General features: G+C 71.6%; 20 protein-coding genes. 10 read left to right on the forward strand and 10 right to left on the reverse strand.

Features of this window, described 5'->3' with window-relative positions; translation table 11 throughout:
* Positions 1 to 60: 60 nt before the first annotated feature.
* The 3 genes from JUB13_RS05875 (at position 61) to JUB13_RS05885 (ending at position 1,978) form a co-directional block, all read left to right on the forward strand.
* Positions 61 to 471, forward strand: a complete 411-nt coding sequence (locus JUB13_RS05875; protein WP_207477855.1) for a DUF2000 domain-containing protein — start codon at positions 61 to 63, stop codon at positions 469 to 471.
* Positions 472 to 478: 7 nt separating this feature from the next.
* On the forward strand, positions 479 to 1,075 hold the full coding sequence (locus JUB13_RS05880) for a LysE family translocator (RefSeq protein ID WP_207477856.1): 597 nt from the start codon (positions 479 to 481) through the stop codon (positions 1,073 to 1,075).
* Between the two features lie 90 nt (positions 1,076 to 1,165).
* Positions 1,166 to 1,978, forward strand: coding sequence for a helix-turn-helix transcriptional regulator (locus JUB13_RS05885; RefSeq protein WP_207477857.1), 813 nt, complete (start codon positions 1,166 to 1,168; stop codon positions 1,976 to 1,978).
* A 53-nt stretch (positions 1,979 to 2,031) separates the two neighbouring features.
* On the opposite strand, the gene JUB13_RS05890 is transcribed toward JUB13_RS05885, so the two are convergent.
* Complete coding sequence (locus JUB13_RS05890; RefSeq protein WP_207477858.1) at positions 2,032 to 2,352, reverse strand: DUF2934 domain-containing protein; 321 nt, start codon at positions 2,350 to 2,352, stop codon at positions 2,032 to 2,034.
* A gap of 117 nt (positions 2,353 to 2,469) precedes the next feature.
* Here JUB13_RS05890 and JUB13_RS05895 point away from each other — a divergent pair, with 117 nt between their 5' ends.
* The 3 genes from JUB13_RS05895 to JUB13_RS05905 all read left to right on the forward strand — a co-directional run bounded on the left by JUB13_RS05895 (position 2,470) and on the right by JUB13_RS05905 (position 5,690).
* Positions 2,470 to 3,405 (forward strand): DMT family transporter, encoded by a 936-nt coding sequence (locus tag JUB13_RS05895; protein ID WP_207477859.1) that lies wholly within the window; start codon positions 2,470 to 2,472, stop codon positions 3,403 to 3,405.
* A gap of 9 nt (positions 3,406 to 3,414) precedes the next feature.
* On the forward strand, positions 3,415 to 4,428 hold the full coding sequence (add, locus tag JUB13_RS05900) for an adenosine deaminase (RefSeq protein WP_207477860.1): 1,014 nt from the start codon (positions 3,415 to 3,417) through the stop codon (positions 4,426 to 4,428).
* A gap of 161 nt (positions 4,429 to 4,589) precedes the next feature.
* Positions 4,590 to 5,690, forward strand: coding sequence for a hypothetical protein (locus JUB13_RS05905; RefSeq protein ID WP_207477861.1), 1,101 nt, complete (start codon positions 4,590 to 4,592; stop codon positions 5,688 to 5,690).
* A 26-nt stretch (positions 5,691 to 5,716) separates the two neighbouring features.
* Here JUB13_RS05905 and JUB13_RS05910 read toward each other — a convergent pair whose 3' ends face one another.
* Positions 5,717 to 10,192: a translocation/assembly module TamB domain-containing protein gene (locus JUB13_RS05910; RefSeq protein WP_207477862.1), complete on the reverse strand. Its 4,476-nt coding sequence runs from the start codon at positions 10,190 to 10,192 to the stop codon at positions 5,717 to 5,719.
* A gap of 144 nt (positions 10,193 to 10,336) precedes the next feature.
* Positions 10,337 to 12,157 (reverse strand): autotransporter assembly complex protein TamA, encoded by a 1,821-nt coding sequence (locus JUB13_RS05915; RefSeq protein ID WP_328702873.1) that lies wholly within the window; start codon positions 12,155 to 12,157, stop codon positions 10,337 to 10,339.
* 246 nt (positions 12,158 to 12,403) lie between these two features.
* Between JUB13_RS05915 and typA the strand changes: the two genes are divergently transcribed.
* Positions 12,404 to 14,230: a translational GTPase TypA gene (gene typA / locus JUB13_RS05920; protein ID WP_207477863.1), complete on the forward strand. Its 1,827-nt coding sequence runs from the start codon at positions 12,404 to 12,406 to the stop codon at positions 14,228 to 14,230.
* Positions 14,231 to 14,299: 69 nt separating this feature from the next.
* On the opposite strand, the gene JUB13_RS05925 is transcribed toward typA, so the two are convergent.
* From JUB13_RS05925 to JUB13_RS05935, 3 genes are all read right to left on the reverse strand, one after another.
* Complete coding sequence (locus JUB13_RS05925; RefSeq protein WP_207477864.1) at positions 14,300 to 14,668, reverse strand: hypothetical protein; 369 nt, start codon at positions 14,666 to 14,668, stop codon at positions 14,300 to 14,302.
* A 124-nt stretch (positions 14,669 to 14,792) separates the two neighbouring features.
* Positions 14,793 to 16,151 carry a branched-chain amino acid ABC transporter permease gene (locus JUB13_RS05930; protein WP_236024750.1) on the reverse strand — a complete coding sequence of 453 codons (1,359 nt, stop codon included), beginning with the start codon at positions 16,149 to 16,151 and terminating at the stop codon, positions 14,793 to 14,795.
* Positions 16,144 to 16,560: an HIT domain-containing protein gene (locus tag JUB13_RS05935; protein ID WP_207477866.1), complete on the reverse strand. Its 417-nt coding sequence runs from the start codon at positions 16,558 to 16,560 to the stop codon at positions 16,144 to 16,146. The genes JUB13_RS05930 and JUB13_RS05935 overlap by 8 nt, the downstream gene beginning before the upstream one ends.
* Between JUB13_RS05935 and JUB13_RS05940 the strand changes: the two genes are divergently transcribed.
* On the forward strand, positions 16,559 to 17,488 hold the full coding sequence (locus tag JUB13_RS05940; RefSeq protein ID WP_207477867.1) for a glycoside hydrolase family 17 protein: 930 nt from the start codon (positions 16,559 to 16,561) through the stop codon (positions 17,486 to 17,488). The genes JUB13_RS05935 and JUB13_RS05940 overlap by 2 nt on opposite strands.
* A gap of 106 nt (positions 17,489 to 17,594) precedes the next feature.
* Positions 17,595 to 18,917, forward strand: a complete 1,323-nt coding sequence (gene egtB / locus JUB13_RS05945) for an ergothioneine biosynthesis protein EgtB (RefSeq protein WP_236024751.1) — start codon at positions 17,595 to 17,597, stop codon at positions 18,915 to 18,917.
* Between the two features lie 46 nt (positions 18,918 to 18,963).
* Here egtB and JUB13_RS05950 read toward each other — a convergent pair whose 3' ends face one another.
* Both JUB13_RS05950 and JUB13_RS05955 read right to left on the reverse strand, forming a co-directional pair.
* Positions 18,964 to 20,631 carry an ArnT family glycosyltransferase gene (locus JUB13_RS05950; protein WP_328702874.1) on the reverse strand — a complete coding sequence of 556 codons (1,668 nt, stop codon included), beginning with the start codon at positions 20,629 to 20,631 and terminating at the stop codon, positions 18,964 to 18,966.
* Positions 20,632 to 20,641: 10 nt separating this feature from the next.
* Positions 20,642 to 21,688 (reverse strand): glycosyltransferase family 2 protein, encoded by a 1,047-nt coding sequence (locus JUB13_RS05955; RefSeq protein WP_207477869.1) that lies wholly within the window; start codon positions 21,686 to 21,688, stop codon positions 20,642 to 20,644.
* A gap of 193 nt (positions 21,689 to 21,881) precedes the next feature.
* Between JUB13_RS05955 and mnmC the strand changes: the two genes are divergently transcribed.
* On the forward strand, positions 21,882 to 23,825 hold the full coding sequence (gene mnmC, locus JUB13_RS05960) for a bifunctional tRNA (5-methylaminomethyl-2-thiouridine)(34)-methyltransferase MnmD/FAD-dependent 5-carboxymethylaminomethyl-2-thiouridine(34) oxidoreductase MnmC (RefSeq protein ID WP_207477870.1): 1,944 nt from the start codon (positions 21,882 to 21,884) through the stop codon (positions 23,823 to 23,825).
* A gap of 45 nt (positions 23,826 to 23,870) precedes the next feature.
* Here the strand turns inward: mnmC and JUB13_RS05965 are convergent, their stop codons facing one another.
* Both JUB13_RS05965 and JUB13_RS05970 read right to left on the reverse strand, forming a co-directional pair.
* Positions 23,871 to 25,190: a TRAP transporter large permease gene (locus JUB13_RS05965; RefSeq protein ID WP_207477871.1), complete on the reverse strand. Its 1,320-nt coding sequence runs from the start codon at positions 25,188 to 25,190 to the stop codon at positions 23,871 to 23,873.
* On the reverse strand, positions 25,187 to 25,801 hold the full coding sequence (locus tag JUB13_RS05970) for a TRAP transporter small permease subunit (protein WP_207477872.1): 615 nt from the start codon (positions 25,799 to 25,801) through the stop codon (positions 25,187 to 25,189). The genes JUB13_RS05965 and JUB13_RS05970 overlap by 4 nt, the downstream gene beginning before the upstream one ends.
* Between the last annotated feature and the right edge of the window lie 92 nt (positions 25,802 to 25,893).

The following is a 25,893-nucleotide window of genomic DNA, read 5'->3' on the forward strand; positions in this document are numbered from 1 at the left end:
ATACGCGGCGCCGGTCCTCCTTCAAGAAAGCGGCTGTAACCCCGCCTTCCAGAGGACGACGTGACGCGCACCGCCTTCGTGATCGACCGGTCCCTGCCCCCGGGACTGATCGCCAACACCGCCGCCATCCTGGCAATGTCGCTGGGCCGGGCCCGCCCCGAACTCGTCGGGCCGGACGTGCTCGACGGGGACGGCCTGCGCCATCCCGGGATCACCACGGTCGTGCTGCCGATTCTCGCCGCCGATGCGGAGGGGCTGCGCGACCTGCGCGCCAGGGCGGAACGGCAGGAGCCGGCCGGGCTGTACCTCGTCGACGTCACGGAGACCGCGCAGCGCGCGAAGACCTACCAGGACTACACGGCGGATATCGCCGACATCCGCCGCGACGGGCTGCGCTATCTCGGCCTCGGCCTCCATGGCCCGGCGGCGCTGGTGCGCTCGCTGACCGGCCATCTGCCTCTGATGAGATAGATGCGTCATGTCGGTCGCTCTCCTTCTGGCCATGGCGTCCTTCGCACTGGCCGCCTCGATCTCCCCGGGCCCCGTCAATGCCCTCGCGCTCGCGAGCGGCGTGCACCATGGCTTCCGCCGCAGCATCGCCTTCGTCACGGGGGCGACGGTCGGCTTCGCGGCGCTGCTGCTGGTTGCCGGCCTTGGCCTCGCCGAGGCGCTCGTGCGTGCGCCCGCGCTGGCGGACGCATCGCGCGTGGCCGGGATCGCTTTCCTGCTCCACATGGCGTGGCGGCTCTGGCGGGCCTCCGGGCGCGTCTCGGCCGGCACCGCGGCATCCCCGCCGTCGCTGCTGGCAGGAGCGACGCTGCAATGGCTGAATCCCAAGGCCTGGATCGCCGCGATGGCCGGCATGGGCGCCTTTGCCTCCGGGGGCGGCGCGGTCCTGGTCTGGAGCTTCGTCGCGCTCTACTTCGTGATCTGCTACGGATCGATCGCCCTGTGGGCCTATGCCGGCGCCCGTCTGGCCGAGCTGCTCGCCGATCCGCGCCGCATGCGGCTCTTCAACCGGGCCATGGCGGTGCTGCTGGCGCTCGGGGCCGCCGGCATGGCGGCCGGGCCGTAGCCATAGACCGTCGGCCGGCTTGCGCCGCGCAGGAGGCCGGCCCAGTATCGCCCTTCGGATCGCGATCAGCCCCCTGTGGAAGCAGCCTCCATGCCCCGCCGTCCCGTCGATCCCCATCGCTTCTGGCGCGATCCCGGCCTGCCGCATCTGGAGGCGCGGGAGGTCTCGAACGGCCGCGCGACCTGCTACGACCCGCACAGCCACCCGACCTTCTCCATCGGCGCCATCACCGGCGGGCAAAACGAATTCCGCATCGGCGGCGCCCGCCACGAGGTCGCGGCCGGCGCCGTGGTTCTGATGAACCCCGACGAGGTCCATGCCTGCAACCCGCTGGGGGACCTGCCCTGGTCCTATCGCATGCTCTATGTGGATCCCGGCTGGCTGGCGGAGGTCCAGGAGAGGGCGGAGTTCCAGCCCCTCGGCCCGGCCGTGAGCACCAGCCCGGCCCTCCATGCGGCCCTGAACCGCCTTTTCGACGTCCTTTTCGATGCTACGACCGGGGCTCCGGCCAAGAACGACGCGGCAACCGCCTTCTTCGCCGCGCTGGACGGCCGGCTCGCCGGAAAGGATGAAGGGACGGCCGGTCACCTGGCGTTGTCGCGGGCGGCCGACTTCATCGCCATGAACTGCACGCGTCCGCTGCGGCTCGAGGAGATCGCCGAGGCCTCCGGCCTGTCGCCGTCCTATCTCGTCCGCGCGTTCAAGGCCCGCTACGGGCTGACCCCGCACGCCTACCAGACGAACCGGCGCATCAGGTTCGGACAGCAGGAGCTGCGGCGCGGCCGGCCCATCGTCGAGGTCGCGCTGGAGGCCGGCTTCGCCGACCAGGCCCATTTCCAGCGCGTCTTCAAGCGCCACGTCGCGGCAACGCCGGGGCAGTATGCGGGGGCCACCCCGACCTGAGGCGCGGGCCCTGCCGGCGGCGCTCCGGCGCATGCCCCCGGGTCAGAACCAGGTCAGGCGCCGCCGCCCTCGCCCATGTCGCGCTCGGGAGCCCGGCGGCGCGCCTTCCGCCCGCCCACGTCGACCCGCTCCGGCGCGCCGCCTCCCTCGGCCGGCCGGTCCTCAGCCGGCCGGTCGACGGCATCGCTGCCGTGCAGGGCCTCGGCATCGACCGGCATCGTCCATCCGGTGCCGCCTCCGGTGCCGCTGCGGCTGCCGTTCTCGTCGGCGAGTTCCAGGCGCGCCCGGTTCCAATGCTCGGCCTCCATCCCCTGGGGCCGCCCCTCGCGCTCCCAGATCTCGTAGGCGCGGCGGCGGATCGCATCCTCGTCCATGGCATCCTCCCGGTCGGGTCGTGCGGGTCCTCGGTGCCGGCCTCAACAGGAAGGGTCGGGTCTGGGTTGCGCGGGCGCCGCCTCGTTTCCGCGCGCGGGGACGGGTATGGTCGGACGATGACCGCAATGCCCTCCGCCGGCGCCGCGCCCGCCGCCTCGGAAACCCTGCGAGGTATCGTCAGCATTCTGCTGGCGATCGCCCTGTTCGGGGTGATGGACGCCATGATCAAGGCGCTGGCCTCGGCCTACCCGACGGCCCAGCTCGTCTTCTTCCGCTCCTGCTTCGCGCTTCTGCCGCTGGGGGTCGCCGTGGCCCGGTCGGGCGGCCTGGGGATGCTGAAGACGCGGCGCCCGCTGGCCCATGTGGCGCGGTCCTGCGCGGGCCTCGGCTCCATGGCCTGCTTCTTCGCGAGCTACGCGAGCCTGCCGCTGGCCGAGGTCTACGCGATCGCCTTCGCCGCCCCGCTGATGCTGACCGCGCTCGCCGGGCCGATGCTGGGCGAGCAGGTCGGCTGGCGGCGCTGGTGCGCGGTGCTGGTCGGCTTCGCGGGCGTCCTCGTGATCCTGCGCCCGGGCTCCGATGTCCTTTCCGCCGCGGCTCTGCTGTGCCTGGCCGGCACGGTGCTCTATGCCCTGGCGATGGTGACGATCCGGAAGCTGAGCGCGACCGAGACGACGGTCTCCATCGTCTTCTACTTCACGCTGACCTGCACCCTCGCGGGCGCCGCCGCGATGCTGCCGGCCTGGGTGACCCCGCGCAGCGCCGCCGACCTCGCCATGCTGGTGGGCACGGGCATCGTGGGCGGCCTCGCCCAGCTCCTCATGACCAACGCGTTCCGCCGGGCCCCGGCGGCGACCCTCGCGCCGTTCGAGTATACCGGCCTGCTCTGGGGCATCAGCTTCGGCTGGCTGTTCTTCGGCGAATGGCCGGATTCCATCGTGTTCGTCGGGGCCGGGATCGTGGCGGCGGCCGGACTCTACATCGTCCACCGCGAGGCCGTGCGGCACCGCGCCCTGCGCGCTGGCGCGGCGACGGCCGAGCACCCGTTCTGAAGCGCCGCCTTGGACGCGCAGCCGAGCCTCCCGACGGACGACAGGCTTCCCAAGGCCGAGTTGCACGTCCATCTCGAGGGTACCGCAACGCCGACGCTGGTCCGGCGCCTGGCCGCGCGCAACGGCATGAGCCTGCCAGAGGGGCTCTTCTCCGCGGACGGGCGGTTCCTGTGGACGGGCTTCCTGCATTTCCTGCGGGCCTATGACGACGCGGCCTCGGCGATCCGCACGGAGGAGGACTACCGCGACGTCACGCGCGAGTATCTCGGCCACTGCGCGGCCGAGGGCGCGATCTATGTGGAGGTGATGGCCTCGCCCGATCATGCCGCGCTCGCCGGCCTGTCCTTCGAGGCGCATCTGGCGGGCGTCGCGTCCGGCATCGAGGATGCCCGCGCGGCCCATGGGATCGAGGCGAGGATCATCGTCACCTGCGTTCGCCATTTCGGGCCGGAGCGCGCGATCGAGCTGGCGCGCGCCTGCGCCCGGAACCCGCATCCGCTGCTGACCGGCTTCGGAATGGGCGGTGACGAGAACCGGCATTCCGCGGCAGCCTTCGCGCCGGCCTTCCGCATCGCGCGCGAGGAAGCCGGCCTCGGCTGCACCGCCCATGCCGGCGAGGCGGCCGGACCCGACAGCGTGCGCGACGTGCTGGATCATCTGCCGGTGTCCCGGATCGGACACGGCGTCCGGGCGTCCGAGGACCCCGCCCTGCTCGACCGGCTCGCCGCCGCCGGGACCGTGCTGGAGGTCTGCCCCACCAGCAACCTGCGCACGGGCGTCTACCCGGATGCCGCGGCCCATCCGCTGAACCGGCTGCGCGACGCCGGCTGCGCGGTCACGCTGAACAGCGACGACCCGCCTTACTTCGGCACGACGATCGGCGGGGAATACGCCTTCGCGCGCGCCGGCTTCGGCTGGACCGAAGCCGCGCTTCTGGCGGCGACCCGCACGGCGCTTGAGGGTGCCTTCCTGGACGAGCCGGCGCGCGGGCGGCTTCTGGCGAGGCTGCCCGAGGCGCCCTAGCGGTCCCGGCCGCGACTCGGCCGCACCACGGACCGCGGTCACTGGACCACCGGTGCCCCCCGATGGACCGGCCCCTGGGCATGCCGGCCCAATTAGCGGTTCAAATCGTGCCGCGACTTGCACTAGGGTGCCCCGACCCAGCCCCGGACCCCAGAGCCGCCGTGAGACACATCGCGCTTCTTTCCGCCGCCTCCTGGATCCTGCTCGGGGCCGCCGCGGCCCAGGCGCAGACTGCCGGCCAGGGCGCCCAGTCCCCAACCCGCCCCCAGGGTGCGGCGGCCGCCGCGCCGGCCGAGCCCGCGGCGCCCGCGGCCGACTGGCGGATCACGCAGGTCGCGGGCCAGGGCGGCGCCCTGGCCTACTGCGTCGCCGAGGCACGCTATTCCAACGGCCTGGCGCTGATCGTCGCGCGCACGCCGCGCGGCGAGGTCAACCTCGCCGTCGGCATCCCCAAGGCCGGGCTGACCAAGGGCACCAAGTTCCCGCTGACGGTCTCGCTGGACGGGAAGATCCAGCGTCGGCTCGAGGGCGTCGCCAACGAGCAGGACCTGATCGTGGTGCCCACCGGCACCGACAGCGAGCTCTTCGACGGGATGCGGCGCGGCAACCGGCTCAGCATCCAGGGGCCGCAGGACACGGCCGTGTTCCAGCTCAAGGGCACCGGGAAGGCGCTGGGCGAGCTCAGGACCTGCTCCGAGCGCGGGGCCGGCGGCAAGCCTGCCGGCGCGCGGAGTGCCGGCGCCCAGCAGGGCCAGCCCCCCGGCCCGCCGCCGATCCCGGACGCGCTGCGCATGCTGCTGGTCCAGGCGGGGATCGAGCAGATCCAGCTTCTCGACCTGTCGCGCCTGCCGCCCGAGCAGCGCCCGGCCGACTTCGCATGGCGCGTGGGCCCCGTCTACAGCGGCGTACGCGAGATCCAGGCCCCGCCGGACGCCACGCTCGACAAGCTCAGCGAGGTCTATCTCGGCGGCCTGAAGGAACGCTGCCCCGGGCCCTTCGTGGCGAACCCGGCGGCCACCAGCACCGTGGCCGGGATCGACATCCGCACCGCCGAGGCGACCTGCGACCAGCAGGGCCGCCAGATCACGGTGGCGATGCTGTTCTACCTGACCAAGAACCGCCTCTTCACGGTGTTCTTCAACGAGGCCGGCGAGGCCGAGAAGGCCCAGGCGGTCAAGATCCGCGACGACATCGCGGGCGTGGTCCGCAGGCTTGCCGCCGCGCCGCCGCCGGCGGCCGAGCCTGCGAAGCCCAAGGGCTGACCCCGCCGGGGAAGCCCTCCGGAATCTCAGTACTCCCATTCGAACTGGACGCCGACCGAGCTGCCCTTCCGGCCGCCCAGGTCGGCCTCCAGCTTGGTGGTGTCGGTGACGTCCATCTCGACCGTCGCGCGGCTTCCGCCGCCCACGTCCTGCTCCACACCCACATAGACTCGGTCGCTGACGTAGCGTCCGGCCGCCAGGCCCGGCTCGACCGCCGAGCCGCCCGACTGGCCGCCGCTGCCGCCGGTCACCTCCAGCCGGTCGACTCCGACCGCGCGCCGGATACGGTCCAGGAATCCCGAGCCGCCGCCGCCGATGCCCGCGAGCTGGGCCGCGCTCTGGGCCAGCTGCACGGCCTCGAAGGCCGAGAGCTCATTCACGCCCTTTCCGAACAGGACCCTCGCCAGCACCTCGTCCTGGGGCAGGGGCGGGTCCGAGGTGAATGTGATCTCGGGCGACGCGACGCGTCCGGTCACGGTGACGCGACCCGTCACGTCACCCGCATCGGCCTCGGCCGCGAGATCCAGCACCGGGGTGGTGTCTCCAACGAAATTGATACTGCCCTGGTCGAAGACGAACCGCTTCCCGATCACGTTGATCTCGCCCTTGATCAGCGACAGCGCCCCGTTGATCGCCGGGTCGGCGGCCGTGCCGTCGATGTTCAGCCGGCCGCCGAGCTCGGCGTCCAGACCGCGCCCGCGCACGAAGATCTGGTTCTGCGCCTCGACCACCATGGAGAGCGCCAGCACGAAGGCACCCTGCGGCGCCCCGCCCTGCCCCGCCGGTCCGCCCGCGGCCGCTCCCCCGGCCCCGGCCTGGGGCTTGCGCCGTGGCGGCATCGGCAGCGAGGCCGTGCGCAGGTTGCGCGGCGCATTGGCCCCGCTCCGATCGACCTCGATCACGTCCAGGGAGACCACGCTCGGCGGCAGCCGGTCGGGCACCGAGATCTCGGCCCGCCGGACGCGGACCGTGCCCCGGGCCTCGCTGCGGGCGAAGGTGCCGCGGACGGTCACGTCCGCATCGGTCGTGACGATGGCAAGCTCGTTCTGCACCACCCGCGCCTGGTCGAGAACGACGCGGAGATCGATGGGGCGCGGCGCGCCCGGCGCGAGGTCCAGCGCGCCTTCGGCGCGCACCGTTCCGCCCTCGGGCGTATTGCCGGTGAAGCGCTCGATGCGGAGCGCCCGCCCGGACCCCACCAGCCGTGCCTCAATGGCCTCGATCACCGTTCCCGCCGCCTGGTTCTGGTAGCGGCCGCCGGTCAGATCGGCGGTGCCGGAGAGGGCCGGGTCGGCGAGCGTCCCGCCGACGCGCAGGTCCACGGACGCCCGCCCGGCCACCCTGTCGCCGCTCGCGGCCAGCAGGTCGTTCAGCGGCTCCAGCCGCAGGCCACCCGTGACCGTGCCGGTCAGCGGCGCCGCCTGCGACAGGACGGGGACGAGGTCCGGGCCGACACGCACCGGAAGCCCCGCATTCGCGCGCAGGTCGACGGCGCGATCCTCGGAGCGCAGAGACAGGTCGCCGTCGAGCCGGCCACGGGCCAGCCGCGCGCTCAACGTCGCATCGACGGGCCGCACGCCGGTACCGCGCAATGCTGCCTGGTTCGCCCCGGCGACCCGGAGGTCGAGCGCTGCGCGGGGATCCTGCCGCGTCCCGGAGAGCGTGGCCTCGCCCTCGACCGCGCCCTCCAGCGCCAGGCCGGGACTCACCAGCCGCGCGAGCGCCAGGGGAACCCGCTCCAGCGCGATGCGCCCGTCGAGCTGCCGCTCGCCGAGCCTCGCCCGGGCGGAGATGCGCCCGCCGCCCGATGCCTCGACCGTCAGGTCGTCGACGACCAGCGTGTTCCCGGCGGTGATGGTCGCCGGCCGCACCAGGGTGAAGCTCTGGTCCGGCACCTGGGCCCGCAGGCGATCCAGCCGGATGCGCGGGCCCTCCCGCACCTGGGAATAGGCTCCCGCGACCGACAGCGCGGTCTGCCCCTCGGCATCGGCGGAAAATCTGGCATCGGCGGCAGACCCTTCGGCCTGCGCGGTCAGCCGCGGGAAGGCGAGCCCGCCCGCCGCCACGTCGGCGCCCTGGAGCTCGACCCGGCCCTGCGGCCTGCCCAGCAGGTCCGAGGCCCTGGCGGCGAGGTCGAGGCGCCGCGCCCCGGCGGTCGGCGTTCCGACCGGCCCGAGCCTTGGGTCCGAGAGCGCCACCGTCAGCTCCGCGGCTTGGCGGCCCTGGGGCGCCGAGAGCACGAGGGCCAATGTTCCCGCCCCGCCCAGGGGCTGTCCCGCGAGCCCCGAAAAGGCGCCGAGATCGGCCACGCGGCCATCGAGCCGGCCGATGGCCGCGGGCCCGGAGGCCCCGGCGAGATCCACGTCGACGCGCCCGGCAAGGCGCGCGGGGCCGATTCCGAGCCCAAGCTCCGAAAGCGCCAGGCGCTGCCCGTCGAGAGCATAGTCGCCGCCGAGCTCCACGGGCTGGTCGGCATAGCTCAGACGCGCGTCCACCCGTCCGCGCGGCGCCGCCGGAAGGCCGGCCGCGGTCGCCGTGACGGTCGGTGCCCCGAGCGGCGTTCCCGCCGCCACGAGGTCCTGCCCCTCGACGCGGGCCTGGACCCCGATGGCGTCGAGCGGGCCGCTTGCCGTGCCGTCCAGCGCCACCGCGCCCGACAGGTCCGTCCCGAGCGCCTGGCCCAGCGGGCGCAGGTCGGGCGCCTGAAGGCGCCAGCCGGCCTCGATGCGCCCGTCCGACAGCCCGGCCTGGCCGGTCAGCCTGGCATGCCCGGCATCGAGGGCGAGATCCTCGACCGCAAGCGCCCCCTCGGCCGTCCTGAGGACCCGGGCCGCGAGGTCGAGCCTGCCGTCCAGCAGGGCATCGGCCGGGGCGATCCCGGTCCGCAGCCCGGTGGCGCCTCCGCCGAGCCTGGCCTCGGCGCGCCCCTCGTCGAGGGTGGCATCGGCCGTGAGGGCCAGACCGCCTTCGAGCGGCAGGCCGGCCAGCGGGGCGAGCGCGGCGAGCTGCGGCACCTCGGTTCGCGCCTGCAGCCGGGCCGTGCGCCCCCATGCCGCGGCGGAGCCGGTCCCGCTCACCGAACCGGCGGCCAAGGCCGTGCGGAAATCGTCGAGACGGATATCGCCGCTGGCGAGGTCGACCTCGCCCCGCCCGGTGAGCGTCGGGGCCTCGCCCACCAGCGGGGCGAGCTGCGGGTCCAGCCCAGCGACCTCCTGCACCGCGCCGTCGACCGTGAAGGCGATCCGGCCGTCGGCACCCTCCACTGGGCGCGCGAACAGGGCGACGCGCGCCCCGGAAGCCCCATAGGGTCCGTATCCCGGGGCCTGGAGCTCGGCCGTGGCGGTCACGGCAGGCATGTCGATTCGCCCTTCGGCGCGGCCAGCCAGCACCGCGTTGTCCCAGCGCGCATCGGGCGCAAGCGCCCGCAGCGCGGAATCGGCCCCGGCCTCGATGCGCCAGTCCATCGCAAGCGTCCCAGCCGCCGTATCCAGGTCGCCGCGCAAGTTTGCGAGTCCCGCGGCCAGGCGTAGCGTCGCGGGGTCCAGGCGGATGCCGCCCGCAGGCGGGAAGACGACCTGGGCGTCCAGGCGCGGATCGGCGCCCACCAGCGGCTTCGCGGCATCGGGCAGGACGGCGTCGGCCCGTCCCGTCCCGGCAACGGTCAGCCGGTAGTTCTCGCCCTCGCGCCGGACGGTCGCGTCGGCGCTTGCGCCCAGGCCGGGGCCGGCCTCCGCCTCCAGGTGGCCGGCCCAGTCCGAGAGCTGGCCGCGGCCGGCCAGGGCCAGCGAGACGGGCGGACGCCCCTCGAGCCCGATCAGGCCCGCCACGAGCCCGCCCTCGGGCTCCTGCGCGCGGAGGTCGATGTCGAGCTGGTTATTGGCCGGGGCATAGACGAGATCGAGGTTCAGGCTGCCTGTGCGCCCGTCCACCCGCTCGCCGGTCAGCTTCGCACCGAGCCCCTGCTCCGGGTCGCCGAGCCGCGCGGACCCGGCGAGGCGCAGCGCTGCAGGCTCTCCCAGCACCGGCGCCCCGAGGTCGAGCCGGTCGAGCTGCATCCGGTCGATCACCACGTTGACCGGCAGGTCGGGAAGTTGGGGAAGGCCCGGCCGTCCGCCGGGTTCGGGCTGAGGCTCGGGCTGCTGCCCGCCCTCGGGCAGGCGCTCGATGGCGACTGTCCCGGCCTCCATGGCCTCGATGTGCAGCGTTCCCCGCGCCAGCTCGGTCGGATGCAGCGAGAGCCGGGCCCGGTCGATGCGCAGCCAGATTCCGGTGCCGTCGGCAAGCGTGATGTCGCGGGCATCGAAGCCCGTCAGCGAGGCGCGGTCCAGGCTGCCGATCTTCAGTCCTGGCACGGCGTTCTCGACCTGGCCGGCCAGGAGGCCGCGGATCCGGCCGCCCAGCCAGCCGCGGCCGAACCAGCCGCTGCCGTCCTCCTGGGCGAGCGCCGCTGCGGGAACGACGGCCAGCGAAAGGACGATGAGAAGGGGTTTCAGGCTTTTCACGAAGCGACTTTCGCGGAGGAGTGCGGCAGGCCTGCGGCACGGCAAGAGCGATGCGCCTCTACCAACCGCGGGCGAACGCCTGGGTTCACGGGATTTCCACGGTTCACGGGATTTCCGCGTCCGCGCGCCGGGGGGAACGGCATGTCAGAACGCCTGGCCGATGCTGATGTAGAAGGCCCAGCTCGCATCGCCGGGCTCCTTGTTCAGCGGGACGGCAACGTCGGCGCGCAGCGGGCCGAAGCCGGTGTAGTAGCGCGCGCCCAGGCCGGCCGCGTATTTGAGGTCCGACCCGATCTTCGGAAAGTTGGTGTCGTAGACGTTGCCTGCATCCACGAAGGGCACGACGCCGATGCTCTCGGTGAGCTTGTAGCGGAGCTCGATGCTGCTCTCGAACAGGCTGAGCCCGCCGCGCGGGTCTCCGAAGCTGTCCCGCGGACCGACCTCCTGGTATCCGTAGCCGCGGATGGAGCCGCCGCCGCCGGAGAAGAAGCGCCGGTGCGGCGGGATTCCCGAGAGCGAGGATCCGACGATCGACCCGAGGCTGACCCGGCCCGCCAGGACGTAGTTCCCATCCGCGGCGATGTCATGGTAGCCCGAGGTCGTCCAGCGCCCGACCACGAAGTCCGACCCCTCGGCAAGCTGCTTCAGCGGCGTCACCTCCAGGTCGGTGCGGAAGCCGCGGGTCGGATTTAGCAGGTCGTCTGATTTGTCCCAGGCGATCCCGAGCGGCAGCCCCACCAGCGTGCCCGAGGTCCTGAACTCGTTGGCGCGATCGCGGTACTTGTCGCCCTGGATGCCGTAGCGCACCGACAGGTCGGGCGTCAGCCGGTACTCGAAGCCCGCGTTCAGCACCACCGCGTCGCGGATATAGGCCTCGGCGTTCTCGCGCAGCACCTGGATGCCCAGGAGCAGGGTCTGGTTCCGCAGCAGGTAGTCCGGCTTGCGGAAGGCGACCTCGGCCGAGAAGTTCGAGTCCTCGACGCTGTCGGTGCTGGCATCCAGCCCGATGCGCGACCAGCGGATGTTGGCGTCGAGGCTCTCCGAGCCGCCGAACAGGTTGCGGTGGCCCCAGCGGGCGTTCGCGCCGAACCCGTCGATCGAGGAGTATTCGAAGCCGAAGCCGATCACCCGGGGCGGCCGCTCGTCGATCGTGATCGAGAGCGGCGTCACCCCTTCGGGCCCGGGCTCTTCCGCCAGCGCGACCCGCACTGCCCCGAAGGGCCCGAGCGCCGCGATGGACTGGCGCGCCTCCTCGACCAGGGCGGCGTCGTAGACCTGGCCCTCGGTCCAGGGCAGGCGGTTGCGGACGATGCGCTCCTCGACCTGCTCGAGGCCGGTGATCGTGGCGGGCCCGAAGCGCACCAGCGGCCCGCGCTCGACCACATAGGTGATGTCCATGGTCTTGTCCGAGCGATCGATCACGACGCGCCGGTCGGCAACCTTCGCGAAGGCGAAGCCCTTGCCGGCGAGCTGCCCCGTCAGGCGCCCCTCCGCATCGACCACGTTGCGCGCGCGGGCCGGCTCCCCCTCCTCGAGGCCGAGCGCCCGCCGGTCGATCTCGAGCTCGGGAACGGCCTCGTCCTCCGGGCCGGTGACGGCGAGGTCGTCGTAGCGATAGAGCGGCCCCGGCTCGATGGCGACCTCGACCTTCGCCGGGCTCGCCGCCGTATCGATGCGGATGTCGATCGCGCTCTCGTAATAGCCGAAGGAGCGGAGCGCCGCGACCATGCTGTCTCGGTCGGAATCGGCGCGGCGCTGCAGGCCGACGGGAGAGGGAGGCGGTTCGTCGCGCAGGCGAAACAGAGAGGCGGTCGAGCGGATCAGATCGGCGAGTTCGCCGTCGTCGACCCCCGTCAGCGTGGGCTCGTAGGGCGTCTGCTGGGCCCGGGCTGGCGCACCGGCGAAGCAGAGGGCAAGCACGGCGAACACCGCCGCCAGTCGCATCGGATGCAGCGGTCCCGCCACCAAGTCCTCCCCTTTGTTATGACATTTGAGCGAAAACACCGCCTGGCCCGCCATGTTCCTGAAAAAAGCCCCTTGTCACCCGGGCCGCCAGGGACAATCTGTGGCGCGCGCGGCTTGCAACAATGCGCAGGATTCATATACTGCGCCGCAGCAGGAACCCGGCCCGAGTCCATCGAGGCCGGTTGTTTCTTTTTATGCGGCCCGGTGCCGCGCGCACCAGCCACGGCCAGGACAGAGACCCGATACATGGATCTGCGGAACATCGCCATCATCGCCCACGTCGACCATGGGAAGACCACCCTCGTCGACGCCCTGCTGCGTCAGTCCGGCGCCTTCCGCGAGAACCAGCAGGTCGCTGAGCGCGCGATGGACAGCAACGACCTCGAGCGGGAGCGGGGCATCACCATCCTGGCCAAGGCCACCTCGGTCCTCTGGGACGGCACGCGCATCAACATCGTGGACACGCCGGGCCACGCCGACTTCGGCGGCGAGGTCGAGCGCATCCTGAGCATGGTCGACGGCGTGGTGGTGCTGGTCGACGCGGCCGAGGGCCCCCTGCCCCAGACCAAGTTCGTCGTCGGCAAGGCGCTGAAGCTCGGCCTGCGTCCGATCGTCGTGATCAACAAGGTAGACCGTCCCGACGCCCGCGCACACGAGGTCCATGACGAGATCTTCGACCTGTTCGCGAGCCTGGACGCCAGCGACGAGCAGCTCGACTTTCCGACGCTGTTCGCCTCGGGCCGCAACGGCTGGGCCACCGACGACCTCGAGAATGGCGAGCGCAAGGACCTGCGGCCGCTGTTCGAGCTCGTCCGCAGGCACGTCCCGGCGCCCAAGGTCGATCCCGACGCGCCCTTCACCATGCTGGCGACGACGCTGGAGGCGAACCCCTATCTCGGACGGCTGCTGACCGGCCGCATCGCCTCGGGCAAGGTCCGCCCGAACATGAGCATCAAGGCCCTGTCGCGCGACGGCAAGGTCATCGAGACCGGGCGCGTGAGCAAGGTCCTGGCCTTCCGCGGCCTGGAGCGCGTCGGCATCGAGGAGGCCGAGGCCGGCGACATCGTCGCCCTGGCCGGCCTGCAGGAGGCGACCGTCGCCGACACGATCTGCGATCCCGCGGTCTCCGAGGCGATCCCGGCCCAGCCGATCGATCCGCCGACCCTCGCCATGACCTTCTCGGTCAATGACAGCCCGCTGGCCGGCCGCGAGGGCGACAAGGTGACCTCGCGCATGATCCGCGACCGCCTGCTGCGCGAGGCCGAGGGCAACGTTGCGCTGCGCATCACGCCGACCCCGGACGGCGACGCCTTCGAGGTGGCCGGCCGCGGCGAGCTGCAGCTCGGCATCCTGATCGAGACCATGCGCCGCGAGGGCTTCGAGCTGTCGATCTCGCGCCCGCGGGTTCTCTTCAAGTCCGATGCCGTCAGCGGCCAGCGCCTCGAGCCCATCGAGGAGGTCGTGATCGACGTGGACGAGGAGTACTCGGGCGCGGTCGTCCAGAAGCTCTCCGAACGCAAGGCCGACCTGATCGAGATGCGTCCCTCGGGCGGCGGCAAGACGCGGCTGGTCTTCCATGCTCCGTCGCGCGGCCTGATCGGCTACATCTCGGAGTTCCTGACGGACACGCGCGGCACGGGGGTGATGAACCGCCTGTTCCACGGCTACGCCCCGTACAAGGGCCCGATCGCATCGCGCCATACCGGCGTGCTGATCAGCAACGGCGACGGCGAGGCGGTCGCCTATGCGCTGTGGAACCTTGAGGATCGGGGGCCGATGCTGATCGACGCCGGCGTTCCGGTCTACCAGGGCATGATCATCGGCGAGCACACCCGGGGCAACGACCTCGAGGTGAACGTGCTGAAGGGCAAGCAGCTCACCAACATCCGCGCCGCCGGCAAGGACGAGGCGGTGAAGCTGACGCCGCCGATCAAGATGACGCTGGAGCGCGCGCTCAGCTACATCAACGACGAGGAGCTGGTCGAGGTCACGCCCAAGTCGATCCGGCTGCGCAAGCGCCTGCTCGACCCGAACGAGCGCAAGAAGGCCGAGCGCCAGGCCGCCGAGGGCTGATCGAGCGAGACGAGGAAGGGCCCGCCACCTGGCGGGCCTTTTTCTTGCCCGGAAGTCCGCTTCGCACCACTAGCCGCGGTCGGGCCCGGACCCGCCGCCCGGGATCACCTCGGGCGTCCAGCGCGGCCCGGGCCGGGCCTTCCCTACGGGGCCCGTCCCGGCGCCGCTCTCCTCGGTTCCCGCGCGAAAGCGCAGCCAGCCCTGCACCAGCTCCACCTGGCGGTCGAGCCGCTCCGTCCGCAGGGCGGGGGGCAGGCTGTCGCGGATCCGGTCGATGCGCGCGACTGTCTGGTCCGTGGTGGCGACGCCGGCATCGATCATGAGGCTCAGCGCCGTGACCGCCATGACGAAGGACGCGCGGCGGTCCTCGTCGGCACGCTTCACGAAATCCTCGAGCACGTCGAACAGGGCCTGCGGCGGGGTGGGTCCCGGCTCCATGCCGCTACTCCGAATGGGGTATTCCTACCCAAAACTAACAGGCTGCGGCTGCGGCGGCGCCCCTGTCCGCATTCGGTCGCGCTTTTGTCCCAGGCAGCCGCCGCGATGCGCCTCCCCCCGCCCCTCAGTCACCCCGGTCCCGCGCCTGCCCGAGCAGGCCGTCGGGGCGGAGGATCAGGAACGCGGTCAGCAGGACGAAGATGGCGATATCCTTCTGCCCGGTGTCGAAGTAGCCCGTCCAGAGAGTCTCCAGCAGGCCGATCAGCACGCCGCCCAGCAGCGCCCCCGGGACCGATCCGATCCCGCCCACGACCGCAGCGGCCAGGGCCTTGAACCCGATGGCCCAGCCCATGAAGAAGTTCACGCCGCCGTAGTGCAGCGCCACCACCAGTCCCGCCGCCGCGGCCAGCGCGCCGCCGAGCGCGAAGGCGGCGGCAACGGCGCGCCGGGTATCGACGCCGACCAGCGCCGCGGCGCCCATATCGTCCGCGCAGGCCCTCAGGGCGCGTCCGAGGCCCGTCCGGCGCAGCAGGGAGAGCACGCCGCCCGCGAGGGCGGCGGTCAGGGCCAGCACCGCGATCTGGCCGAGGGTGACGGTCAGCGGGAAGCCGGGCGCGTCCACCAGCACCAGCGTGCCGGAGAAGGGCTGCGCCAGCCAGCGGTCGCGGGTGCCCTGGAGCAGCCGCACACCCTCGGACAGGGCGATGGCAAGGCCGAGGGAGGCGACCAGCGGCGCCTGGCCACGCGTGCCGACCAGCGGCCGGTGCACGAGCCGCTCGACGGCCCAGCCCTGCAGCCCCACCAGGCCCATGACCAGGGCCAGGACAGGCGCGAGCAGGAGCGGCTGCCCGCCAAGGCCGGCCATGCCGAGCAGCACCACGAGGATCACTGCGGCATAGGCGCCGGTCATCAGGAGCCCGCCGAAGGCCAAGTCGACCCGGCGCAGGACGCCGTAGACCAGGGAATAGCCCATTGCCAGCAGACCGTAGACGCAGCAGAGACCGGTCGCGTTCAGGAGTTGCTGGGCGAGATAAAGCGCCGACCGTCCGGCTGCCGCTGGACGAGCGGCCTGATCAGCCGAGGGTCCTGGCAGCGCCAAGGGCGCGCGCGGCGGCGCCAGCGCGATTTCCATGAACCGCATCTGGGCGGGGTTCAGGGCGCCAGTCCGGTCGGTCGCCACGCCTTCCAGCGCGAGGCGCCCTTCCGAGAACGCGCCGCCCCTGAAACTGCAGGCGATCCAATGCTCGCCACCTGCCGGGCCGGGCGCCGCATAGGGCAGGCGCACCCCATGCGGCGCCGTTGGGTGCGGCTCGGCCGGGCGCCAGGACAGGGCGGCCGGATCGTCCTCGAAAGCCGCGATCAGGGATCGGCATATGCGCGCCTGCCCATCGTCGATGCCGCACCCCACCAGGAGCAGGGCGCATGCGACGGCCGCCGGTCCCAGGCGGTGCGCGGTCCCCGATGGAACCTGCGGATCAGCCAAGCGGGCCATCGGTGAAGGCCGCGCGCAGCCGGGCAGCGGCGTCGTCGCGGGCATCGGGCGCGTAGCGCTCTCCGAGCCCCGAGCCCCAGACGGGGTTTGGCCAGGCCGGGTCGTCCTTCCGGCGCGCCACTACGTGGACGTGGAGCTGCTCGACGATGTTGCCGATGGCAGCGACGTTCAGCTTGTCGGGGGCGTGGAGGCGCTGGAGAACGCGCGAGGCGGCCGCGGTCTCCTCGACCAGGAGGGTCCTGTCGGCGGCGGCGAGATCGTGGATCTCGCGCAGGCCCGGGCGGCGCGGCACCAGGATCAGCCAGGGCCATGCGGCGTTGTCCATCAGCAGCACCTCGCATAGCGTCAGCGCCGCCACAGGCGCCGTATCCGACGCAAGACGTTCGTGGAGAGTGAACATGAGGTTTCTCCGGTCCCTGGTCATGGCATCGACCGTCCTACTGCCCATCGCGGCAACGGTCCAGGGCGCCGAGACACGGGGTGCCGAGACACGGCCCACCGAGATGGCGACGCCCCGGCTCGGCCTTTCCGGGATCAGCTATGCTCCCTATCAGCGAGGCCAGGATCCCAACCGGGGCGACGCCCCGACCGCGGAGCAGGTCGCGCGCGACGTCGCGCTGATGGCGCCGCATTGCCGCGGGCTGCGGACCTATGCCGCCAGCAACGGCTCGCAGCACGTGCCTCCCGCCGCGGCACGCGAGGGGCTTCGGGTCGTCCAGGGCGCCTGGATCTCCCACGAGCCCGCCTGGAACGCGGCCGAGCTCGACCGGCTGGTCGCGCTCTCCAGAAACCATCCGGGGGCGGTGACGCGGCTGCTCGTCGGCAACGAAGCGATCTGGCGGGCCGATGTCCGGCCGGACGAGCTCGCCGCGATGATGGCCCAGGCGCGTGCGCGGACCGGGCTGCCGGTCTCGACCTCGGAGCCATGGCATGTCTGGCTGAAGACACCCGCCCTGGCCGAGGCTGCTGACTTCCTTGCCGTTCACCTGTTGCCGTACTGGGACGGTGTTCCCGCCGAGCAGGCGCCAGCCTACCTGCTGGGCCGCATCGAGGAGCTGCGCAGAGCATATCCCGGAAAGCCCGTCGTGGTGACCGAGATCGGATGGCCGCGGCAGGGGCCGGTGCGCGGGGGCGCGGTCCCGAGCCCTGGGAACCAGGAGCTCTTCCTGGATCTCTGGCGGGACGCGACGCGCGGGACGGACCTCGAATGGTACTGGCTGGAAGGCTTCGACCAGCCGTGGAAGGACGTGGAGGAGGCGGGACTGGGCGGTCATTGGGGCCTCTGGCATGCGGACAGGGGCCCGGCCGTTCGGCAACTCCGCAATTAGGCCGGATGGCCGAATGTAACGACCACGGAAGGATTAAGCCCACGGCGATGCGCTGGAGGCACGGCCGCCGGGTTACGCTGTTTGCGCGTTCTAGGGAGCAGCACCAATGGCTGAGACGGCACTGGACCTCACCCGTTCCGAGAAGATTGCGCGGTTTGATACCCGCAAGTCCGAGGAGGAACGACGCGAACGGCTGATGCGGCTGCTGCAGCGCGTCCGGGCCCGGAGCACGGGGCTCGTCGCGGCACTCAGCGCCGAGGACAAGATGATCCAGTCGATGCCCGAGGCGAGCCCGGTGAAATGGCATCTCGCGCATACGACATGGCTTCTCGAGCACCTGGTGCTGGTCGGCCAGTGCCAGGGCTACACCGCCTTCGACGATTCCTACGGTTACCTCTTCGACGGGCACCAGCGGCGCGGCGGCCACCACCTTTCCGCGGACCAGCGCGGGCGGCTATCGCGCCCCTCGCTGGATGAGGTGACACGCTACCGTGACCACGTGAATGCCGCCGTCGTCCGGCTGATCCGGCAGGTTCCCGGCGCGCGCCTGGACGCGGTCGAGCGGGCCGTGACCATCGCCGTCCAGCACGAACTGCGCCATCAGGAGCATATGCTGTCCGACGCAAAGCACGCGTTGTGGTCGCTGCCCCAGCAGCCGGCGCTGCGCGACGCTCCCGGCGGACCGTCGGGCAACGCCATGCCACAGCGCTGGATCACCCAGGCGGGAGGCCTCGTCGAGATCGGGCACGAGGGACCCGGCTTCGCCTTCGACGACGAGGGGCCGCGGCACCGCGCCTGGCAGGATCCCTACAAGTTCGCGGGACGCCTCGTCACCTGCGGCGAGTACCGCGATTTCGTGAACGACGGCGGATACGAGAAGCCCTCGCTCTGGCTTGCAGAGGGCTGGGCGCTGGCCGAGCGCGAGGGCTGGCGCGCGCCGCTCTACTGGCAGAAGCGCCACGGCGAGTGGGCGGTCTTCACGCTGGCCGGGCTGCGCCCCCTGGCCGATGCCGAGCCCGTATGCCACGTCAGCTTCTACGAGGCCGCCGCCTTCGCCCGCTGGGCCGGAAAGCGCCTGCCGACCGGGACCGAATGGGAGCTGTTCGCCCAGGATCGCCCGGTCGAGGGCAACCTGCTCCAGAACGACCGGCTCCATCCCGTCCCGGCCAGCTGCGCCGAGGAGGGCCCCTGGCAGATGTTCGGCGACTGCTGGGAATGGACGGTCTCGTCCTACGCGCCCTACCCGCGCTTCAAGGCGAGCCACGAGGGCTTCGCCGAATGGAACGGGCGCTTCCTGTCGGGGCTGATGGTCCTGCGCGGCGGGTCCTGCCTGACCCCGGCCGAGCTGATGCGGCCGACCTTCCGGCAAGCCCTTGCGCCGCAAATGCGCCACTGCATGACCGGCATCCGCCTGGCCCAGGACGCCTGAATGGCACGGCGGGCTGGGTCTTCCGCGGGAGACCCGGCCCGCCGCATCATTCCTGCGGCTCGCGGCGGTCCTTGACGACCGAGAGCGGCACGCCCTCGGCCGAGATTTCGATCACCGGCTGCCCGTCCAGGAGCTGCGGGCAGCGGCGGACCTGGGTGAAGGCCATGAAGAAGTCGGCGTTGCGCCATTCGGCCGTCCCGTCGACGATGCGAAGCCAGGAAGGCAGTTCGCCGCGCACGGCCAGCGGGTTTCCGCAGATCGAGAGCGTGTAGGTGCGGTCCGGCGGATTGCCGTCGTTCTCGCGCTCGACCAGCGCCACCAACTCGCGGGTCGCCTCCTGCAGCGAGTTCCCCCAGTAGTCCATCTCGAAGCGGCCGTAGGCGCCCTGGATGCCACCCACGAACTGGTTGTAGTACACGTATTGGTTCGGATGCATCTTGCCAAGCTGGAAGGCGTACAGCAGGCACACGGTCGCAAGCACCGCCGCGGCCGCCTGGCCGGCGCGCCGGCCGAGACGCTCGACCGCCGCCCAGGCGTCGTCGAAGAAGCGCGCGGCAATCACGGCCATGGGCGGCACGATGAAGAGGAAGTGCCTGATGCCGTTGTAGATCGTCGGCCTGAAGATCATGAACAGCACGATTGGCAGGAAGGCGGCCAGCCCCACCATCAGCCAGGGTCTTGCCGCGGCCCAGCCGCCGCGGCGCGAAGCCGCGAGCCAGATGGCGCCGCGAAGCGCCCCCAGGATGGTCCCGATCACCAGCGCCTCGGGCAGCTTGATCAGGAGATAGGCCGGCAGGTACAGGGCCGGCGGATCGCTGGCGTAGACGAGCTCGCCGAAGTACAGGGTCTGCAGCGTGAACGGGATGTGCGAGAAGGCCTGAAGCGCCACGATCGGATTCAGCGGCTCGAACACCGACCAGGGCCAGAGCGCAGCCATCAGCGCGTAAATCACCGGGAGGCAGGGCCAGAGCGCGACCACCGTCCCCCAGGCGTCGCCCAGGGCCGCCCCGAAGCCGCCCCGGCGCCAGACATGGACGAGATGGGCCAGGATCGCGACGCCGAGATAGAGTCCGAGGAACAGCGCGCCCACCCGGATGCCCAGGGTGAGGCCGACGGCCGCGCCGAAGCGCAGCACGAGGCCCAGCCGCGGCCGGGGCAGGAGCAGCACCAGACGCGTTGCATAGTAGAGCGACCACACCATCCCGGCCGCGAAGGGGACGTCCTTCGTGTTGTTGAACATGCCCCCGTAGTAGACCCCGCTCAGGGCCAGCAGCAGCGCCGCCATGAAGCCGGCGCGCGGACCCGCGACCAGCCGGCCCAGCCGCCAGGTGCCGGCGACGCCGACGACGCCGAACAGCGCCGAGAGCAGGTGGCGCGTCTCGTACTCCTCGAACGGCGAGACGGGGATCAGGACCGCCACCATCAGGTCGAACAACCCGCCGTACCGGAACAGGTCCTTGAAGGTGAAGGCCGACATGTCCTGGAACCCCGAGAGGTAGAAGGACAGCAGGCGCTTTCCGTAGATGTGCTGGACCTCCTCGTCGGTCGTCACGCCGTAGTCGAGGAAGGTCATGCAGGAGAGGACGAGCAGCGCCAGCAGCAGCAGCCGGGCGCACTGGTCCCAGGCCGAGCGCTGGACCTGCGGGATTGACCGCGCAGGCGAGGCGCCGATGCTGGTGTCGAAGCCGATGAAGTCGGCGGTCTGCTGGCTCACGGGGATGGGCTCATTCGGCGGCGCGGACGGCCGCCGCATCGGCGGCGGCTATGGGATCGACATCGGGGGAGTCGAGCCCGTGGGCGGAACGGACGATATAGAGCGGCCGGCCCTTCACCTCGTTGAAGACCCGGCCGAGATAGTCGCCGATGATCCCAAGCGTCAGGAGCTGGATGCCGCCCAGGAACAGGACGGTGACGATGATCGATTCATAGCCCGGCACATCGATGCCGAAGATCGCCGTGCGCAGCAGGCGGATCACGATGTAGACGAACGCGAAGAGCGAGATCAGGCCGCCGATCAGGCCCCAGACCCGCAGGGGGAAGACCGAGAAGGCCGTCAGCCCGTCCAGCGAGAAGCGCAGCAGCCTCAGGAAGTTCCACGTGGTCTTGCCGCCCGCCCGGTCGCCCTGCTCGTAACGGATCGAGGTCTGGCGGAAGCCGACCCAGGCAAAGATGCCCTTCATGAAGCGCGTACGCTCGGGCATCCGGTTCACGATGTCGACGACCTTGCGGTCCATCAGGCGGAAGTCGCCGGCCTCCCGGGGCAGCGGCACCTCGGACATGCGATCGAAGGCCCAGTAGAAGGCCCGAGCCATCACCCTGTGGCGCAGGCTCTGGCCGACGCGGGCATGGCGCACGGCGATGACGACGTCATAACCCTCCTGCCAGCGGGCGACGAGCTCGGGCAGCAGCTCGGGCGGGTGCTGCAGGTCGGCGTCCATGGGAATGATGGCGTCGCCCCGCGCGTGGGCCAGGCCGGCGCTCAACGCGGCCTCTTTCCCGAAGTTGCGGGACAGGTCGACGACCTTGACCTGCGGACGTTGGTGATGGACCTCCATCAGCCGTGCCAACGTGTCGTCGCGGCTGCCGTCGTTCACGCAGACGACTTCCCAGGCGACGGGCATGGCGTCGAGAACCGGCAGCAGCCGCTCGAACAGGGCGGTGATGTTCTGGGCCTCGTTGTAGCAGGGGATCACGACCGACACGGTCGGCGTGCGTGGGGTGCGGAATCCCGGCGCGGCGACAAAGGCGGCCGAGCCTTCAAGGGACGACATGGCGAGATCCCGATTCAGCGACGCCCGTGGCGTCAATTTGGCCCAAGTGCCGGGGACCGGTCTTCCGTGGTCTATACCACGGCGAAGGTAAATTTATCCACTCGCCCGCCCGGCCCCTATGCGCGCCGTCACAGACTTGTCGGCGCGTCGGTTCACTTGACTGCGCGCGCGGGTCGGCGCAAGACCCGCCGCCATGACGCAGCAGCCCCGCTGGGCGCAGCCGCCGCGGGCCGAGATCGGCTGGCGCGACGGCGTGCCCTTCTCCACACGCTTCGATGACGTCTACTTCTCGGCCCAGGACGGGCTTGCGGAGTCGCGCGCCGTCTTCCTGGCAGGCGTGGGCCTGCCCGAGGCCTGGCGGGGGCGCCGGCGCTTCGCCATCGGCGAGACGGGTTTCGGCACCGGGCTGAACTTCTTGGCGGCCTGGGACCTCTGGGCGCGCGACCCCGGCCGCCCCGACAGGCTCGACTTCGTCTCGGTTGAGGGATTTCCCCTCGCCCGCGAGGAGGCGGCCAGAGCCCTTTCCCGCTGGCCCGAGCTGGCCGGCCACGCCGATGCCCTGGCCTCCGCATGGCCGGAGCCGCATCCGGGCTTCCACCGGATGGCGTTCGCGGACGGGCGCGTCAGCCTGACGCTGCTGCTGGGTCCGGTGGAACCGATGCTGGCGGCGCTCGAGGCCCGGCTCGACGCATGGTTCCTGGACGGCTTCGCCCCTGCCCGCAACCCCGAGATGTGGACGGAGGGCGTCTTCTCCGCCGTCGCGCGGCTGAGCCGGCCTGGAGCGCGGCTGGGCACCTTCACCGCCGCCGGCCGGGTGCGCCGCGGGCTGGAGGCCGCGGGCTTCCGCTGCGCCAAGGTCCCCGGGCACGGCCGCAAGCGCGAGATGATCCGTGCGGTCTTCGATGGACCGGCGCCCGAGGCACGCGGCACGCGGCATACGCCCTGGTTCGCCGCGGCGCCGGCGCGCCAGCCCGGGCGGGCCCTGGTCCTGGGCGGGGGCATCGCCGGCGCCTGCGCCGCGAGGGCACTGTCGCGCCGTGGCTGGGAGGTGACGCTGGCCGAGCGGGGCTCCGGCCTGGGGGGCGAGGCATCGGGCAATCCCGGCGGCATCGTGATGCCGCGCCTCGTGCTCGGCGACGGGCCGGAGCGCGCCTTCCATGCCCAGGCCTTCCAGCACGCCGTCCGGACCTATGGATCCTCCCCGGCCTATCGGCGGACCGGCGTTCTGCATCTGGGCGGCGACCCGCGCTTGGCCGAAGCCGGGATCCTGCCCCCGGGCTGGATCGAGGCCGTCGATGCCGCGCAGGCGGGCGCGCTCGCTGGAGCGGCGCTCCCTGAAGGCGGCCTCTGGCTTCCGGCGGCCGGGTGGCTCGACCCGCGGGAGGAGATCGCGCGCCTGACGATCGGGACGCGCGTCCTGCTGGTGACGCCGGTGCTTCGGATCGAGCGCATGGCGGGTGGCTGGCTGGCCCGCGGCGCCGGGGACACGGCCCTGGCCGAGGCCGAGCTGGTGGTGCTGGCCGGCGGGCCCGACCTGCGTCTGATCGAGCAGGCCGCCTGGCTTCCGCTGGTTCCGCGCCGCGGCCAGGTCACGCTGCTGCGGCCCCCGCCGGGCGCCGCCCCGCGCTGCGTGCTGGGCGGGGGCTCCTATCTGGTGCCCCTGGCCGACGGGCGCCTGCTCGTCGGGGCGACCTTCGATCCCGTGGCCGATGCCGTGCCCGCACCGGTCCAGGCGCCGCAGGACCGAGACGACCGGCGGAACTTGGCTGCCCTGGCCGCCATGGCGCCCGGCCTGGCGTCCGGGACGGAGGTCCTGGAGGCCCGGGCGGGGCTGCGCGCGACCACTGCGGACCACCTGCCCTTCGCGGGACCCCTGCCCGACCGAGAAGCCTGGCTCGCGGACTATGCGGCGCTGCGTACCGGCGACCGCCGCCGCCCTGCCCCGCCGCCAACCCTGCACGACGGCGTCATGGTGCTGTCGGGCCTGGGCGCGCGCGGCCTCACCACCGCGCCCCTCTGCGCCGAGCTGGTCGCCGCCCAGGTCTCGGGCGAGCCCTGGCCCGTGCCGCGTCAGGTGGCAGAGGCGCTGCATCCCGGGCGGGCGATCGTCAGGGCCCTGAGGACCCGCCGGGCCTGAAAGGCTCCGGGACCCCGCCGAAGCTGAGCCGGATCCGCGCATCGCTCAGTTGTAGAGCGCGTTCGGCAGCCACAGCACGATTCCCGGAAACACGTAGACGAGCACGAGGCTGAAGACGACGATGTACAGGAAGGGCATAACGCCCGCGAAGATGGATTCGATCGTCACCGATTTGGGCGCGACGCCCTTCAGGTAGAACGGCGCCATCGCGACGGGCGGCGACAGGAACGACGTCTGCAGGTTCAGCGCGACGAGGATCCCGAAGAAGAGCGGGTCGATGCCGAAATTGTCCAGCAGGGGCAGGAAGATCGGCACGAAGATCACGATGATCTCGGTCCATTCGAGCGGCCACCCCAGCACGAAGATGATCGCCTGCGTCACGATGAGGAAGGTGATGGGATCGAGGTTCAGCGAGACCACGAAATTCTCGACGACCTGCTGCCCGCCGAGATAGCCGAAGACCGACGAGAAGACGAAGGAGCCGACGAAAAGCCAGCATACCATCGCGGAGGTGCGGGCCGTCAGGAACACGGATTCCTTGACCCCTTCGAAGGTCAGTGTCCGGTAGGCAAGGGCCAGGATCAGCGCGCCTATGACGCCCATGGCCGCCGCCTCCGACGGCGTCGCGAGACCCATCAGGATGGCCCCGAGCACGGACGAGATCAGGAGCGCGAGCGGCACGAACGAGGTCAGCAGCGCCAGGAAGACGGTGGTGAAGGGAACGTTTCGCTCCTCGGCCGGGAGCTTCGGCGCCAGCGCCGGGTTCAGCCAGGCGCGCACGATCATGTAGGCGATGTAGAGGCCGGTCAGCATCAGGCCCGGAATGAACGCGGCGGCATAGAGCTGGACCACCGAGACGCCCGCCGTGGCTCCGTAGAGGATCAGCATGACCGAGGGCGGGATCAGGATGCCGAGGCATCCCCCCGCGCAGACTGTGCCGGCCGCGAGCCGGACGTCGTAGCCCGCGCGCAGCATCGCCGGAAAGGCCAGCAGGCCCATCAGCGTCACCGTGGCGCCGACGATGCCGGTCGCGGTTGCGAACATGGCGCAGGTCAGCATGGTCGCGACGGCGAGCGAGGCCGGAAGGTTTCCGGCCGCGAGCTGAACGGACCTGAACAGGCGGTCCAGGATGTTCGCGCGCTCGACGATGTAGCCCATGAAGACGAAGAGCGGGATCGAGATCAGCACGTCGTTCGACATCACCGCGAATGTGCGTTGCACGAACAGGTTGAAGATAATGTCGCCCATGCCGAGGTAGCCGAAGAACAGGCCGAGGGCCATCAGCGTGAAGGCGATCGGAAAGCCGAGGAGGATCGCGCCGACGAACAGCGCGAGCATCAGGACGCCGAGGGCGGGATCGCTCATCGCGCGGCCTCCCCGACGAGCATCGGGCGCTCGTCCTCGGCCTGCTTCTGCGCGGCCTGCTCGAGGATGACCAGCTCGAGCTCCTGGACGTCATGAAGCCGTTGCGGCCACTCGCCGGTCCTGATGCAGATGACGCAGCGGGTGACCTCCGCCAGCCCCTGCAGGAGCATCAGCACGCCGACCAGCGGGATCAGCCCCTTGAACGGCCACAGGATGGGGCCGTCAGGGCTGAAGGACGACCGCTCGTTCATCAGCCAGCTCAGGTGGAAGAAGCCCCAGCCGGCATAGATCAGCGCCAGGATCCCGGGGAAGAAGAAGACGATGTAGAGGACGAGATCCAGGCTCGCCTGAACGCGCGGCGACCACTTGCGGTACAGGAAGTCGCCCCGGACATGACCATTGCGGGACAGCGTATAGGCGCCCGCCATCATGAACAGGGTGCCGTAGAGGATGTAGCTGGCATCGAACGCCCAGGTGGTCGGCGCGCCCAGCAGGTACCGCGAGAACACCTCGTAGCCGATCGCGAAGGTCAGGAGGAGAATGCACCACGCGAAGGCCTTGCCGACCCAAGTGTTGATACCGTCGATGACAAGCAGAAGGCGCTGAACCATCCCGGGCCCCGTTCGTTTCCAACCGCTGCACGCCTCGCGGACGCCGATGAAGGGCCGGCCAGGCATGCGGCCGGCCCCTCCGGACGAGAGCG

Source organism: Arenibaculum pallidiluteum (assembly GCF_017355985.1).
Classification (GTDB): domain Bacteria; phylum Pseudomonadota; class Alphaproteobacteria; order Azospirillales; family Azospirillaceae; genus Arenibaculum; species Arenibaculum pallidiluteum.